Origin of the sequence: Desulfurivibrio alkaliphilus AHT 2 (assembly GCF_000092205.1) — a bacterium.
Taxonomy (GTDB): Bacteria; Desulfobacterota; Desulfobulbia; order Desulfobulbales; family Desulfurivibrionaceae; genus Desulfurivibrio; species Desulfurivibrio alkaliphilus.
The window spans coordinates 1,565,807-1,580,332 of record NC_014216.1 but is presented as its reverse complement, the minus strand read 5'-3'; the positions used below and the strand labels follow the sequence as shown (position 1 = coordinate 1,580,332).

Sequence of the window (14,526 nt, the reverse complement as noted above, 5' to 3'; positions counted from 1 at the left end):
TACGGTTGTGACAGGTGACAGATGGGTAAAGGCAAGGACAGGAATCTCAAAGACCTTTATGTGCAGATGTTCAGCATTCATGGTCTGGTGCGGGGGGAGGCACTGGAACTGGGGCGGGATGCCGATACCGGCGGGCAGGTGAAATATGTGCTGGAACTGGCCCGGGCCTTGGGGCGGCGTCCTGAAGTGGAACGGGTGGAGCTGGTTACCCGGCTGATCAGCGACAAAGCGGTTTCCAAGGATTATGCCCAGCCCGTGGAACCCCTCAGCCCGGAAGCCCGGATCGTTCGCATCCAGTGCGGCGGCCGCAAGTATGTCAGGAAAGAACTGCTTTGGCCCCACCTGGACGAGATGGTGGACAAGACCGTCAAGTACCTCAAAAAACAGGGTCGGATCCCCGATGTCTTTCACGGCCATTATGCCGATGGCGGTTACGTGGCCCGGGAGCTGGCGGCCTTTTTCGGGGTGCCTTTCGTCTTTACCGGGCACTCCATGGGGGCCCATAAAAAGGGCAAGCTGATGGCCGACGGCTTAAGCGAGGAAGAGGTCAACCGGCGCTATCATATTGATCAGCGCATCAGGGTGGAGGAACGGATTATCCGCGATGCCGAACAGATCGTGGTCAGCACCCGGCATGAGATCGAGCGGCAGTACAGCCTGTATGAAAACTTTGCCGCCGGCCATTTCAATGTGGTTCCGCCCGGGATTGATATCGACACCTTTTACCCTTACTACCAGAATCAGTTCGAACACAATGTTGATGAAGAACTGGCCCGGCAGACCAGGGTGGTGCTGCTGGCCGAGTTGGAGCGGTTCTGGGGTTCCACCCACAAGCCTTTTATCCTGGCCCTTTGTCGGCCCGACCAGCGTAAGAACATCTCCGGCCTGATCAAGGCTTACGGCGAGGACAAGGACCTGCAGGCCATTGCCAACCTGGCCATCTTCGCCGGGATCAGAAAGGATATTGCCAGCATGGAGGAAAACGAGCGCCACGTGCTCACCGAGATGCTGCTGCTGATGGACAACTATGACCTTTACGGTAAGCTGGCCATTCCCAAAAAACATGATTTTACCCTGGAGGTGCCGGAGCTTTACCGGCTCTGCGCCGACAGTCGCGGGGTTTTCGTCAACCCCGCCCTGGTGGAGCCTTTTGGCCTGACCCTGGTGGAGGCGGCGTCCTGCGGGGTGCCCATCGTCGCCACCGAGGACGGCGGCCCGGCGGATATCATTGCCAACTGCGACAACGGCATCCTGGTCGATCCCACCGACAGCGGCCGGATTGCCGCCGCCTGCAAGGCCATCCTGGTGGACCGGGAACTGTGGGACAAGTACTCCCGCAACGGTATCATCGGGGTGCGTAACCATTACTCCTGGGAGTCCCATTGCGCCTCCACCATCGAAGTGTATGCCCGGGCCCAGGCGGCCGTGCCCAAGCCTGATCCGGCCACCGAGCAGAAACCGCGCGCCATCGGCAAGCGTCTGGCCGGGGTGGATCGGCTGCTGATCACCGATATCGATAACACCCTGGTGGGCGATGAAGAGGCGATGCGGGAGTTGCTGGAACTGCTTGATAAGCACCGCGATCAGGTGGCCTGGGGGGTGGCCACCGGCCGCAGCCTGGAGGTGACCCTGGATGTGCTGGCCAAACACCGGATTCCGGTGCCGGATATCATTATTGCGGCGGTGGGTACGGAAATCTATTACGGTCCCGATTTCGGCCGGGACAATGGCTGGCAGCAGCACCTGCGTTACCAGTGGAAACCGGCGGCCATCCGCAAGGCCTTGGCCGGGCTGGTTTTTTTAAAGCTGCAGGAAGACAGCGACCAGCATCCGTTTAAGGTCAGCTATTTCATGGACGACGCGGAGGATAACCTGGCCCGGGTCCATTTCGCCCTGCAGGAGCGGAAGCTGCATTACACCCTGGAGTTTTCCCACGGCAGTTTTCTCGATATCCTGCCGTACCGGGCCGGCAAGGGCAAGGCCCTGCGCTATCTCAGCTACAAGTGGAATATCCCCTTAAATCGCATCATGATCTGCGGTGATTCCGGCAGTGACGCCCAGATGCTGCGGGGCGACACCTGCGGGGTGGTGGTGGGCAACTACTCCCGGGAGCTGGAGCCCCTGCGCGGGCAGCGCAAGCTCTTCTTCAGCAAGCAGGAATACGCCGCCGGGATCATGGATGGCATCCGGCACTACAAATTTCTTAATTCCGGCAGTCGCCAGGTGACAAAGGATTGATGATGGAAAATGATCTGGGATGTTTCGTTGATGAACAGGATGTCGCGCCCCTGCGGGAGTTTCTCCTGTCGCTTCAGCGACCCGAACCGCCGCTGCTGCTGCGCAACGATATCCTGCTGGCCTTCCAGCAATTTGCCGGCCAGCGCCCCGCCGCTGAAGGTGATTTGGCCGGGGCCTGGCGGTTTCTGCGCAAAGTCCAGGAGGTGCTGCTGGCCGATGATCTGCTGATCATCCTCTACCGGCACCGCCGGGCCAGTTGCCGGATCTTTGCCTTGAGCGAAGATGACGACCGGCTGATCCCCGTCACCCTCATCGACTTTCTGGCCATCAAGGAACGTTTGATCAGGCCCAACCTGCCTCCCCAGCAGCGCACCCTGGCCATCAACCTGGCCCCCTTCTACGACTACGGCCCCACCCTGAAGGACCCCAATACCATCGGCCAGGGGATCAAGTTTTTAAACCGTCATATGTCCGGCAATCTGTCCAATCATCCCGAGAAATGGAACCGCTCGCTCTACGAATTTCTCAAGCTGCACCAGTTGCACGGTACCCAACTGCTGCTGGACGGCTCCCTGGTGCGCAGCCCCGAGGAACTGGAAGAGGCGCTTAGCAGTGCCATGGACTTTCTCGAACGTTGCCGGTACCCGGATGATCTGGCCAGAATCAGCCAACGCCTGGGGCGGCTGGGTTTTCTTGCCGGCTGGGGCAACAGTCTGCCCCGGATGCTGGAGACCATGCACATGCTGCAGGATATTCTGGAGCAGCCCGACGAGGCCAACCTGGAGGAGTTTCTCTCGCGCATCCCCATGGTTTCCAGCGTGGCCCTGATCAGCCCCCACGGCTGGTTTGGTCAGGAAAACGTGCTGGGGCGGCCGGACACCGGCGGCCAGGTGGTTTACGTGCTGGATCAGGCCAAGGCCCTGGAGGATTTTCTGGCCCAGGATCTGCGCGATGCGGGGCTTGAAATTGCCCCTAAAATCCTGATTGTCAGCCGGCTGATCCCGGAAAACGAGGGCACCAGCGCCGATCAGCGGCTGGAAAAGGTTTACGACACCGATGATGTCTGGATCCTGCGGGTCCCTTTCCGTTACCCCGACAACTCGGTGGTGCCGCACTGGCTGTCGCGGTTTCGGATCTGGCCCTATCTCGATCAGTTTGCGGTGGATGCCGAAGAGGAGATCCGGCGTGAGCTTGGCGGCCGGCCCGACCTGCTGGTGGGCAATTATTCCGACGGCAACCTGGTGGCCACCAGGCTTTCCAAAAACATGGGGGTGATCCAGTGCAATATCGCCCATGCCCTTGAGAAATCGAAATATCTCTTCAGCGACCTGTACTGGGATGAGTTTGAGCCGGAGTACAATTTTTCCATCCAGTTCATGGCCGACCTGCTGGCCATGAACCAGGCCAACTTCATCATCACCAGCACCGCCCAGGAGATCACCGGCACCGACAACAGCATCGGCCAGTATGAATCCTACCAGTTTTTCACCATGCCCGGACTGGTTAACGTGATCAGCGGCATCAACCTTTTTCATCCTCGCTTCAACGTCATCCCGCCGGGGGTTAACCAGGAGGTTTATTTTCCCTATAATCGCAAGCGGGGGCGCAAGGTGAAGATGCGCCGGGAGGTGACCCGGCTGCTGTTTGAACAAGAAGATGCCGATTGCCTGGGCCGCCTGGAGAATCTCGACCTGCCGCCGCTCTTTACCATCGCCCGGCTGGACCGGATTAAAAACCTCACCGGGCTGGTGGAGGCTTACGGCCAGGATGAGGAGCTGCGTCGGCGGGTCAACCTGATCATGGTGGCCAGCGTCACCGACCCGGAGCGCTCCAAGGATGCCGAAGAGGCGGCAGAGATCCGCAAGATGCATGGCATCATTGAGCAGTACGGCCTGCGGGGGCAGGTCCGCTGGGTCGGCAAATTTCTGGGCAAGGCCGAAACCGGCGAGGCCTACCGGATCATGGCCGACCGGCGGGGGGTGTTCGTCCAGCCGGCGCTGTTCGAGGCCTTTGGTTTGACCATTTTAGAGGCCATGCATTCTGGCCTGCCGGTTTTTGCCACCCAGTTCGGGGGGCCGCTGGAGATCATTGAGCATGAAAAATCGGGCTTTCTGATCAACCCCACCGACCAGCCGGCAATGACCGCCCGTTTGCGCGAGTTTTTTCACCATTGCGAGGAAAACCCCCGTTACTGGCAAGGCTTTTCCCAAAGGGCGCTGGAGCGGGCCCGGGAACGCTTCACCTGGCAGCGCCACTGCCGGGAGTTGACCCGGCTGACCAAGGTGTATGGTTTTTGGCGCTACTCCACCTCCCAACAGGCCAAGATGCGGCTTAATCAGTACAGCGAGGTGCTGTACCACCTTTTTTACAAGGCCAGGGCGGAACAGATCAGGTAGTAATCGTCCAGCAGTACCGCATCTTCGGGCGATCAGCCAGGCTTACGTACAGGGGGTACGCTGCGCCTGTCTGCTTGCCCGAACCTGCGGCACTGCTGAACGATTACGGCCCGTTCAACCGGCAGGATGGTGCCTTTGGTGAACGGTTAGATCAGGTAACAGGCAAGGGGCAGTTATGAAGTTTGTGGCCGTTGGCGAGGTGGTTTGGGATATTTTTCCGGCCCGGCAGGTGCTGGGCGGGGCGCCGATCAATGTCGCCTACCATCTGGCGGCCCTGGGCCTGCCGGTGGGGGTGATTACCCGGGTGGGTAACGATGAGTTGGGCCGAGCTGCCCTGGACCGGCTGGCCGAGCTTGGTTTGCCGCTGGCCGGGGTGCAGCGCGATCCCGCGTTGCCCACCGGTCAGGTACGGGTGGAGTTCGGGGCCGACGGCGAGCCCGTTTACGATATTGTCGCCCCCGCCGCCTGGGATAACATCGACCCGGAGCAGGCCCTGGCCGCCGCCGAGGAGGGAGATGGGAAAGATGGGGAAGATGGCTTCAGCCTGATTTTCGGCACCCTGGCCCAGCGCGATCCCCGCTCCCGGCAGGCCATCCGGCGCTTGGCGGTGGCGGCCCGCTACCGCTATTATGATGTTAATCTGCGCCCGCCGTTTACCACCCGCGAACTGGTCGTGGAATCTTTGGAGCAGGCCGACCTGGTCAAGGTTAACGGCGATGAGTTGACCCAGCTTGGCCTCTGGCTTGGTCTGTCGCCTATGGGAAAGATCGAGGCCGGGGAAGGTGGGCTGCCGCCCTCCGCGCCACGGGAACAACTTGCCGCCGCGATAATCGCTCGTTACCGGCTCCAGGCCTTGGTGGTCACCGAAGGGGCAGCGGGGGCCTGGGTGCGGACGGCGGAGCAAACCTGGGCGGCGGCCGGTGAGCCGGTGCAGGTGGCCGATACGGTGGGCTCGGGGGACGCCTTCTTTGCGGCGCTGATTGCCGCCTGCCGGCAAAAGCTGCCCTGGCCGGAAATTCTGGCCCTGGCCAACCGACGGGGCGCTTACGTGGCCGGCCAACCCGGGGCGACCCCGGAAATGCCCTCTTTGTAAGTAACCGTTCACCAGGGGTGCTAAACTGCCAACCTAACGGGCCGTAAGCGAACAGCCGTGCCGCAGGTTTGGTCTTGCAGCCAGGCGCAGCGTACCCCCTGTACGTAAGCTTGGCTGATCGCCCGAAGATGCGGCACGGCTGAACGCTTACCTTTGTAAGCCAACTTTAACCGTGAGATTATAACCAAGATGAGCCAACCTCTCTACCAGACCGATTTTGCCGACCTGGAACTTGTGCACCGGGGCAAGGTGCGCGACCTTTACCGGGTGGATGACTACCTGCTGATGGTGGCCTCGGACCGGATCTCCGCCTACGACGTGGTGATGAATGAGCCGATCCCGGAAAAGGGGCGGATCCTAACCGCCATGTCGCTTTTCTGGTTTGACTTTTTGCAGGATATTGTTCCCAACCATCTGCTGACCGCCGAACCTGCCAACTATCCCGCCGCCTGCGCCCCCTACCGGGAGCAATTGGAGGGGCGCAGCATGCTGGTGAAAAAGGCCCGGCCCTTGCCGGTGGAGTGCATTGTCCGGGGCTATCTTTCCGGCTCCTTCTGGGCCGCTTATCAGCAGCACCCCACGGTTTGCGGCTTTGCCTTGCCGGCCGGGCTCAAGGAGTCGGCACAGCTGCCGGAGCCCATCTTTACCCCGTCAACCAAAGCAGCTCTGGGGACCCACGACGAGAATATCTCTTTGGCGCAAATGGAAGGGTTGCTGGGGGCGGAGTTGAGCGCCCGGGTGAGCGAAGTCAGTCTGGCGCTGTACCGTAAGGCGGCGGCTTACGCCCTGAGCCGGGGGATCATCATTGCCGACACCAAGTTTGAACTGGGGCTGGATGAAAATGATCGGCTGATACTCATCGACGAGGCCCTGACCCCCGATTCCTCGCGCTTCTGGCCCGCCGACCAGTACCGCCCCGGCAGCCCCCAGCCCAGTTTCGACAAGCAGTTTCTGCGGGATTATCTCTCCTCTCTGGACTGGCCCAAAAACCCGCCGCCGCCCCCGCTGCCGGCGGAGATCATTGAAAAAACGGCGGCTCGCTACCGCGAGGCCCTGCAACGCCTCACCGCCCAGGAGTAAAATCAGTAAACTTATTTGACAAAATGGGCGAAACCAGTTTTGCTGGCGATGATCGCTTGCGGTTACTGCCTGAAAAACATTTTGCCGGGTGAATGATGTTCAACTCCCTTTTTGGCCGGATTTTTCTGGCCGCCTTGGTTTCGGCTCTGGTGGCCGTGCTGCTTACGGTGCTGGCGGTTTACTACCTGGCCCCCCCAGGCCGGGTGGTGTGGGTTGCGGTCTTGCTGGCGGTGGCGGTGGCGGCGGCCGGCACCGCCTGGCTGTTCAGCGCCGGGATCAGGCAGGAGTTGGGCAAACTGGCCGCCTGGCTGGGTGATTTTGTCGGCCGTGGCGACAGCCGGGCCGAACCGCCCGCCGTTGGTCTGGCCGACTGGGCCCGACCCCGGCAGCAATTACGGAAACTGTTTTCCTGGCAACAGGAAATTCTTGATATCTGCTGGGCAGCGCGGGAGGGGAAGCTGGATCGCCGCCTGCCGCTGCGCAGTCCCCAGGATCAACTGACCCCGGCCTTCAACGGCCTGCTGGATGACCTAAACCAGGCCAACCTCAGTTACGCCGAAGCCATCAGCTATCTTCACGCCATTCCCACCCCGGTGCAGGTGGTGGACCGGGAACTCAATATCCGTTTCATCAACCAGGCCGGGGCCCGGGCGGCCCGGCTGGCGGCGGGCCAGTGCATCGGCAAAAAATGCCACGAGATCTTTCACACCCGGGACTGCAACTCCGATCGCTGCAAGGTGATCCGGGCGATGATCCAGAACCGGACCCTGACGGGAGAAAATATCTCCATCACCGCCCGGGGGGAAGCGCCTTACCGTTACACCGCCGCCCCGCTCAAAGATGAAAACGGCCGGATCGTCGGGGCGGTGGAGTACATCGTCGATATTCGTGACGAGGTGCGGGTGGTGGAGATGGCCGAGGCCATTGCCCAGGGGCGGTACGATTTCTGTATTACCCCCCGCTCCGAGGATGATCGCTTAAGTCATGCCTTGAACCAGATGGCCTCTACCTTGAAGCAGCTGGAGGCCTCCCAGGAGGAAAGCCGCTGGCTCAATGAAGGGGTGGCGGCGGTGAGCGACCGCCTGCATGGCGAGCATGATCAGCTCAGCCTGGCCCATAACGTACTGGAAGCCCTGGTGGAGGTGCTGGATGTGCCGGTGGCGGCCTTTTACCTGGCCCAGGATGAAGATACCCTGCGCCTGCTCAAGGTCTACGGTGGCTCTTCGGCCAGCGGCGAGGCCGGGGCCCGGACGGCGGTGCACCGGGATGAAGGGCTGGTGGGGCGGGCCCTGCAGGAAGGCCGGCTGCTGGTGGTGAACGACCTGCCGCCGGGCTATTTGAAAATCTCCTCCGGCCTGGGCGAGGTTGACGCCACCGCCGTGGCGGTGCTGCCGGTCTATTTCGAGACGGAGTTGCGTTGCGTGCTCGAACTGGGCACCCATCGCGCTTTTGCGCCGCGGGAAGAGGAGCTTCTGCGGCGGGTGATGGAAAATATCGGGGTGGCCCTGCACACCACCGAGGTTCGTTACGAGCTGGCCCGCCTGTTGGAGACCACCCAGGAACAATCGGAAAAACTGCAGGTGCAGCAGGAGGAGCTACGCCAGACCAACGCCGAGTTGCAGGAACAGGCCAGGGCCCTGGCCGCCTCCGAGGAACGTTTGCAGGTGCAGCAGGAGGAGTTGCGGGTTTCCAACGAGGAACTGGAAGAGCGTTCCCGGTCCCTGGCGGAGAAAAACCGCGAACTGCAGAAGGCCCGGCAGGAGTTGGAGGAAAAGGCTCGGGCGCTGGAGATCTCCGGCCGTTACAAGTCTGAGTTTCTGGCCAACATGAGCCACGAGTTGCGCACGCCGCTGAACAGCATTCTGATCCTCTCCCAGATGCTGGCCACCAACAAGCAGGGTAACCTGCTGCCCCGGCAGTTGGAGTATGCCACCACCATCAACAACTCCGGCTCCGATCTGCTGAATCTGATCAATGAGGTGCTGGATCTCTCCAAGATCGAGGCCGGCCGGATGGATATTAATCCCGAAACGGTCAATCTCAAGGCCTTGCTGGACAGCCTGTTGCACCCCTTCCGGCCCCTGGCCGAGGAGAAACAGCTAACCCTGGTCGGCGAGCTGGCCGATGATCTGCCGGTTACCATCTATTCCGACGAGACCAGATTGGGCCAGATCCTGAAAAACCTGCTCTCCAACGCCTTGAAATTCACCGCCGAGGGTGAGGTCAAGATTACCATCGGCCGCCCCGAAAATGACAAGCTGCCCCCCGGCCTCAAGCTGAATCCCGCCCGGACCCTGGTCTTTCAGGTTCGTGATACGGGGATCGGGATTGCCGCCGATAAACTGGAGGTGGTGTTTGAGGCCTTCAAACAGGCCGATGGCACCACCAGCCGCAAATTCGGGGGCACCGGCCTGGGGCTGTCCATTTCCCGGCAGTTGGCCAGGTTGCTGGGCGGTGAGCTGACCGCCGCCAGCCGGGCCGGGGAGGGGAGCGTCTTTACCCTCTGGCTGCCCGAGCGTCTGGAACTGCGGGTAGAGGCCGGCGCTCTGCCGGGCCCGTCACTGCCGGGAGGTTCTCCTTTGCCCAAAGACGACCAGGGGTTGCCGCCTGCGCCCGCCCGTTCCGTAACGGCCGGGGCGGCAACCAGGCCGGAGGATGTCGCCGCCGCCTCCCCCTCGCCCCCGGCCCTGCCGGAAGAGATCAGCGCCAAAAGGGCGGCCGACATTCCCGCCCCGGAAGCCGCCGAGCCGCCGCCACAGGCCCCCGATGCCCTGGTGCGAGACGACCGCCGCATCCTCAGCCGGGAAGACAAAAGTTTGCTGATCATCGAGGATGACAGCTCTTTTGCCTCCCTGTTGCTGGAGCTGGCCCGGGACAAAGGTTACAAGGGGCTGGTGGCCGAAGATGGCGAAACCGGACTGCACCTGGCCGATTACTTCCGGCCCAGCGGGATTATTCTCGACATGGGCCTGCCGGGCATCAGCGGCCGCGAGGTTATGGAGCGGCTCAAGAAAAATCCGGAAACCCGGCATATTCCGGTTCATTTCATCTCTGCCAGCGACCCCTCAAACGAGGTGATGCAACTGGGGGCGGTGGGCTTTCTCACCAAGCCGGTGAGTGTGGACAAGCTGGAGCAGGTTTTTGGCCGCATTGAAAAGCTGGCGGAAAACCCGGTGAAAAGACTGCTGGTGGTGGAAGACGACATGGTCCAGCGCCAGGCGATTCGAGCCATGGTGGGCGAGGGCGGCGATATCGAAGTGGTGGAGGCCGCCGACGGGGAAGAGGCCCACCGCCTGCTTGGTACGGAACACTTCGATTGCGTGATTCTGGATCTGGGCCTGGGAGATATGAGCGGCTTTGATCTGCTGACCAAAATCAAGGATGATCAGCGCATTTCCCAGGTGCCGGTGGTGATCTACACCGGGCGGGAGATCAGCCCCGATGAGGAAGAGCGGTTGCAGCAATATGCCGACTCCATCATCATTAAAGGGGCTCGTTCGCCGGAACGGCTGCTGGATGAGACCACCCTCTTTCTCCACCGGGTGGAAAAGAGCCTGCCCAGCCGGCAACAGGAAGTACTCAAGACCCTGCATAACCGCGAATCGGCCTTCCAGGGCCGGACGGTGCTGCTGGTGGATGATGACATGCGCAACATCTTCGCCCTCTCCAGTGTGCTGGAAGAGGCCGGCCTGGAGATCGTGGTGGCCCGGGACGGCCGCGAGGCCCTGGCCAAGCTGGCCGAACATCCGGAGATCGATCTGGTGCTGATGGATATCATGATGCCGGAAATGGATGGTTATGAGGCCATGGGCGAGATTCGCCGGGATCCGGCCCGGGCGAAACTGCCCATCATCGCGCTCACCGCCAAGGCCATGCGTGGAGACAAGGACAAGTGCCTGGCCGCCGGTGCCAACGACTACCTGGCCAAGCCGGTGGATCCGGAAAGGCTGCTATCCCTGTTGCGGGTCTGGTTGTACCAATGAGCCTGGAGCGGGAGGAGTTGGCCGACGAGGCCAAGGAGATTGAAGAGCTGGAGATCAACCTGCTGCTGGAGGCGATTTACCAGCGTTACGGTTATGACTTCCGCGACTACGCCCGGGCGCATTTGCGCCGCCGGCTGCGCCACCGGCTGGAACTCTCCGGCCTTTCCGACCTGGGGGCCATGCAGCACCGGCTGCTCTGCCAGCGCGATTTTTTTGAGCAACTGTTGCGGGATCTTTCCATCAATGTCACCGAGATGTTCCGTGACCCGGCGGCCTACCGGCGGATTCGCGAGGATGTGGTGCCGCTGCTGAAAACCTACCCCTATGTCAAGATCTGGCATGCCGGCTGTGCCACCGGGGAAGAAGTCTACTCCACGGCCATCCTGCTCCATGAAGAGGGCCTGCTGGAGCGGTGCCGGATTTATGCCACCGATTTCAACCGGGTGGCTTTGCAAAAGGCCAAGGAAGGCGTTTATCCGCTGGAGCGGGCCCGGCAGTACAACAGTAATTACCAGAAGAGCGGCGGTCGGGCCTCCCTGGTCGATTATTACCGGACCGACAGCGAGTCCATGCTGCTTAAAAGCTGGCTGCGCAAACAGATGGTTTTTGCCGATCATAACCTGGTCACCGACGGGGTGTTCAGTGAGATGCAACTGGTGGTCTGTCGCAATGTGGTGATTTACTTCAACCGGGATCTCCAGGAGCGGATTTTTACCACCTTTCACCAGAGTCTATGCCCGGGCGGCTTTCTCTGGCTGGGGGCCAAGGAGTCGCTGAAGCTTATGAAGATCGGTGAAAAGTTCAGCGAACTCTACGGTAGTGAAAAAATTTTCAAGAAACGTTTGCAATAATTCCATCGCCGGGGTTAAGCTAAACGGACCGGCCGGTTAACAACAATATGGCAACCAAGAAATCGGAGGTTACCGGGCGTCAGGTTCCGCCCTACCGGGCTGTGGTGATCGGGGTTTCCGCCGGCGGGATGGAGGCCCTGCGCGAGATTTTGAGCCGCCTGCCGGCGGATTTTCCGCTGCCGCTGCTGGTGGTGCAGCACCTGGGGGGGGATGCCGATGACTACCTGGCCCGTTGGCTTGATCAGCGCTGCGCCATTCGAGTCAAGGAGGCGGAAGACAAGGAGTCGGCGGTGGCCGGCACCGCCTACCTGGCGCCGGCCAATTACCACCTGCTGGTGGAGGATGACGGCTCGTTGGCCCTTTCCCTGGAGGATTGGGTCAACTTTTCCCGGCCCAGCATTGATCTGCTGTTTGAAACCGCCGCCGAGGTCCATGGCGCCGGCCTGATTGCCGTGGTGCTGACCGGGGCCAACGATGACGGCAGCCGCGGCCTGGCGGCGGTGAAGCGCCGGGGTGGCTTGGCGGTGGTGCAGGATCCGGCCGGGGCTGAATTTCCGACCATGCCGCGGGCCGCCATCCAGGCCGCCGAAGTGGATTTTGTGCTGCCGTTACCGGCCATCGGGCGTTTTCTGGCCAACCTTTACCGGCCGGCGTGAATATTTTGTTTTTGGGGATAAGTTGAGATTATGCCGGGTATACCGAAAATTCTCATTGTCGATGACCAGCCGGCCAATCTGCTGGTGATGGAAGGGCTGCTTGAAGGGATGGAGGCGCAGTTGGTCACCGCTACTTCCGGTGAACAGGCCCTTTCCCTGCTGCTGGAGCATGACTTTGCCCTGCTCCTGCTTGATGTGCAGATGCCGGGGATGGACGGTTTTGAAACCGCCAGCCTGTTGCGGGGCCGCAAGCAGACCAGGCATCTGCCGATCATCTTCGTAACCGCCATCAGCAAGGAAGACAAACATGTCTTTAAGGCCTATGAAGCCGGCGCGGTGGACTATCTCTTCAAGCCCATCAATGCCCATATTCTGCGCAGCAAAGTGGAGATCTTTCTGCAGTTGGACCGCCAGCAGCGACTGCTGGCCCAAAAGAGCGCCGAGTTGGATCGCAAGGTGCGGGAACTGCTGGGGGTCAAGTCGCAACTGGAAGAGGCCAACGCCCGGCTTAATGAACTTTCCCTTACCGACGCTCTGACCGGCCTGGCCAATCGTCGCTGCTTCCAGGAAACCATTCACACCGAATGGCGGCGGGCCATGCGCAACCGGCATCCGCTGACCCTGGTCCTGGGTGATATCGATTCCTTCAAGCAGTTCAACGACAACTTCGGGCATCTGGTGGGTGATGAGTGCCTGGTCAGAATCGCTGCGGTGATTCGCAGCCCGCTGATGCGCCCTTCAGACCTGGCGGCCCGTTTTGGCGGGGAGGAGTTCGTGATCCTGCTGCCGGAAACCGACCTGGAAGGGGGGCGGCACCTGGCTGAAACCGTCCGCCAGGAGGTGGAGAAGATGAGTGTTGAGCACCCGGAATCGGGCACCCGGCTGCAGCTTACCATGAGCTTCGGGGTTTCTTCGGTGGTGCCGCAGCCGGAGTTCAGTGAGCAGGATCTGATCTGTGCGGCGGACAAGGCCCTCTATGTGGCCAAGGAAGGCGGGCGCAACCGGGTGCAGGTCCAGGGGCCGCGGGCCTTTGTCAAGTCGTGAGCTTTTAAAACCGCCGTTAACCGTCCGTTTCGGGCGGGCTGTTAAAGCCCGGTTGCTGCCAGTTTTTTAACCAGTTCGCGCTGGTCCGCGGTTAATTTGGCGGGCATTTTGAGGTTGAGGCGGACCAGCAGGTCGCCCCGGGCCCCACCCGCGCCCGGCAGCCCCTGACCTTTCAGGCGTAGTTTGGCGCCGGGCTTGCTGCCGGCCGGCACTTTGACCTTGAGCCGGCGTTCTTCCAGGGTGGGTACGGCGATATCGGTGCCCAGCAGGGCGCCGCTTAAGGGAATCTCCTGATCCACCACCAGGTTCCGGCCTTCCCGGCTGAACACCGGGTGGGGCTTCACCCTGATCAGCAGCAATAAATCGCCCGGCGGACCGGCCATGGGAGATGGGGCGCCCTTGCCGTTGATCCGCAACTTCTTGCCGTCTTCGATCCCGGCGGGGATTTTCACCGAGACCTTGTCGCTTTTGCCCCCATGCCCCAAGGAAATGGTCTTTTCGCTGCCGTGCAGCACCTCTTCCAGGGTCACCGGCAACTCCAGGCTTAAGTCGTTGCCCTTAACCATTTGCTGCCGGCGCGGATCCTGCTGGAAGTGGCGGAAATCCTGGGCCTGGCCCCCCATGCCGCTCATTCCGCCGACCCCGAACAGCTCGTCGAAGAAACTGGGCCCGCCGCCCATGCCGCCGTGAAAAGTGGCCCGGCCACCGCCCAGGTTGATGCCGAACTCCCGCAGAATGTCGTTGATGTTGGCGTTGCGGAAGATGTCTTCCTGGGAGTAGCGCTGCTGGAAACCGTCGGCGCCGAAAGTGTCGTACTGCTTGCGCTTTTCCGGGTCACTGAGCACGGCGTAGGCTTCACTGATCTCCTTAAAGCGGTTTTCCGCCTCCTTGTTGCCCTGGTTGCGGTCCGGGTGATATTTAAGGGCCAGCTTGCGATAGGCCTTCTTAATCTCTTCCGGGCTGGCCGAACGCCCAACCCCCAAAGCCTTGTAGTAATCCATATCCCGATCAGTCCTTAGCTAAAAACAGATAATTAATTCAACCGAAACAATTCAGGCAAGAACATAAGTATCCCAAGGCCGTTTGGCAAGTAGCCCACCCAAAACAGTAAGCCACCGCCTCCCGCCGGCAAAGAAATCCAAACGGGGCACCACATAAGCACGCATCATGGAGCAAGGGAAAAAT

The 14,526-nt window shown here is 61.0% G+C and carries 9 protein-coding genes; 8 read left to right on the top strand and 1 reads right to left on the bottom strand.

Going from position 1 to position 14,526, the window contains the following annotated elements; translation table 11 throughout:
- Positions 1 to 21: 21 nt before the first annotated feature.
- The 8 genes from DAAHT2_RS06845 (at position 22) to DAAHT2_RS06810 (ending at position 13,341) form a co-directional block, all read left to right on the top strand.
- On the top strand, positions 22 to 2,238 hold the full coding sequence (locus DAAHT2_RS06845) for an HAD-IIB family hydrolase (protein WP_013163560.1): 2,217 nt from the start codon (positions 22 to 24) through the stop codon (positions 2,236 to 2,238).
- On the top strand, positions 2,238 to 4,634 hold the full coding sequence (locus tag DAAHT2_RS06840; RefSeq protein WP_218914984.1) for a sucrose synthase: 2,397 nt from the start codon (positions 2,238 to 2,240) through the stop codon (positions 4,632 to 4,634). The genes DAAHT2_RS06845 and DAAHT2_RS06840 overlap by 1 nt, the downstream gene beginning before the upstream one ends.
- 175 nt (positions 4,635 to 4,809) lie before the next feature.
- Positions 4,810 to 5,727, top strand: a complete 918-nt coding sequence (locus tag DAAHT2_RS06835; RefSeq protein WP_013163558.1) for a carbohydrate kinase family protein — start codon at positions 4,810 to 4,812, stop codon at positions 5,725 to 5,727.
- Between the two features lie 189 nt (positions 5,728 to 5,916).
- Positions 5,917 to 6,807, top strand: coding sequence for a phosphoribosylaminoimidazolesuccinocarboxamide synthase (locus tag DAAHT2_RS06830; protein WP_013163557.1), 891 nt, complete (start codon positions 5,917 to 5,919; stop codon positions 6,805 to 6,807).
- A 92-nt stretch (positions 6,808 to 6,899) separates the two neighbouring features.
- Entirely contained in the window at positions 6,900 to 10,790 is a 3,891-nt protein-coding gene (locus DAAHT2_RS06825; RefSeq protein ID WP_218914983.1) for a response regulator, read from the top strand.
- Positions 10,787 to 11,641 carry a CheR family methyltransferase gene (locus tag DAAHT2_RS06820; protein WP_013163555.1) on the top strand — a complete coding sequence of 285 codons (855 nt, stop codon included), beginning with the start codon at positions 10,787 to 10,789 and terminating at the stop codon, positions 11,639 to 11,641. Before DAAHT2_RS06825 ends, DAAHT2_RS06820 begins: the two co-directional genes overlap by 4 nt.
- Positions 11,642 to 11,688: 47 nt before the next feature.
- Positions 11,689 to 12,297 (top strand): chemotaxis protein CheB, encoded by a 609-nt coding sequence (locus tag DAAHT2_RS06815; protein ID WP_013163554.1) that lies wholly within the window; start codon positions 11,689 to 11,691, stop codon positions 12,295 to 12,297.
- Positions 12,298 to 12,327: 30 nt separating this feature from the next.
- Entirely contained in the window at positions 12,328 to 13,341 is a 1,014-nt protein-coding gene (locus DAAHT2_RS06810) for a diguanylate cyclase domain-containing protein (RefSeq protein ID WP_013163553.1), read from the top strand.
- 41 nt (positions 13,342 to 13,382) lie between these two features.
- On the opposite strand, the gene DAAHT2_RS06805 is transcribed toward DAAHT2_RS06810, so the two are convergent.
- The gene (locus tag DAAHT2_RS06805) at positions 13,383 to 14,342 is read right to left on the bottom strand and encodes a DnaJ C-terminal domain-containing protein (protein ID WP_013163552.1); all 960 of its coding nucleotides are present in this window, start codon (positions 14,340 to 14,342) and stop codon (positions 13,383 to 13,385) included.
- Positions 14,343 to 14,526: the final 184 nt, after the last annotated feature.

What these genes read in the sequence shown, in the direction of transcription:
- DAAHT2_RS06815 (WP_013163554.1), top strand. Translation starts at nt 11,689, where the DNA reads ATGGCAACCAAGAAATCGGAGGTTACCGGGCGTCAGGTTCCGCCCTAC.
- DAAHT2_RS06820 (WP_013163555.1), top strand. Translation starts at nt 10,787, where the DNA reads ATGAGCCTGGAGCGGGAGGAGTTGGCCGACGAGGCCAAGGAGATTGAA.
- DAAHT2_RS06840 (WP_218914984.1), top strand. Translation starts at nt 2,238, where the DNA reads ATGATGGAAAATGATCTGGGATGTTTCGTTGATGAACAGGATGTCGCG.
- DAAHT2_RS06830 (WP_013163557.1), top strand. Translation starts at nt 5,917, where the DNA reads ATGAGCCAACCTCTCTACCAGACCGATTTTGCCGACCTGGAACTTGTG.
- DAAHT2_RS06805 (WP_013163552.1), bottom strand. Translation starts at nt 14,342, where the DNA reads ATGGATTACTACAAGGCTTTGGGGGTTGGGCGTTCGGCCAGCCCGGAA.
- DAAHT2_RS06825 (WP_218914983.1), top strand. Translation starts at nt 6,900, where the DNA reads ATGATGTTCAACTCCCTTTTTGGCCGGATTTTTCTGGCCGCCTTGGTT.
- DAAHT2_RS06810 (WP_013163553.1), top strand. Translation starts at nt 12,328, where the DNA reads ATGCCGGGTATACCGAAAATTCTCATTGTCGATGACCAGCCGGCCAAT.
- DAAHT2_RS06835 (WP_013163558.1), top strand. Translation starts at nt 4,810, where the DNA reads ATGAAGTTTGTGGCCGTTGGCGAGGTGGTTTGGGATATTTTTCCGGCC.
- DAAHT2_RS06845 (WP_013163560.1), top strand. Translation starts at nt 22, where the DNA reads ATGGGTAAAGGCAAGGACAGGAATCTCAAAGACCTTTATGTGCAGATG.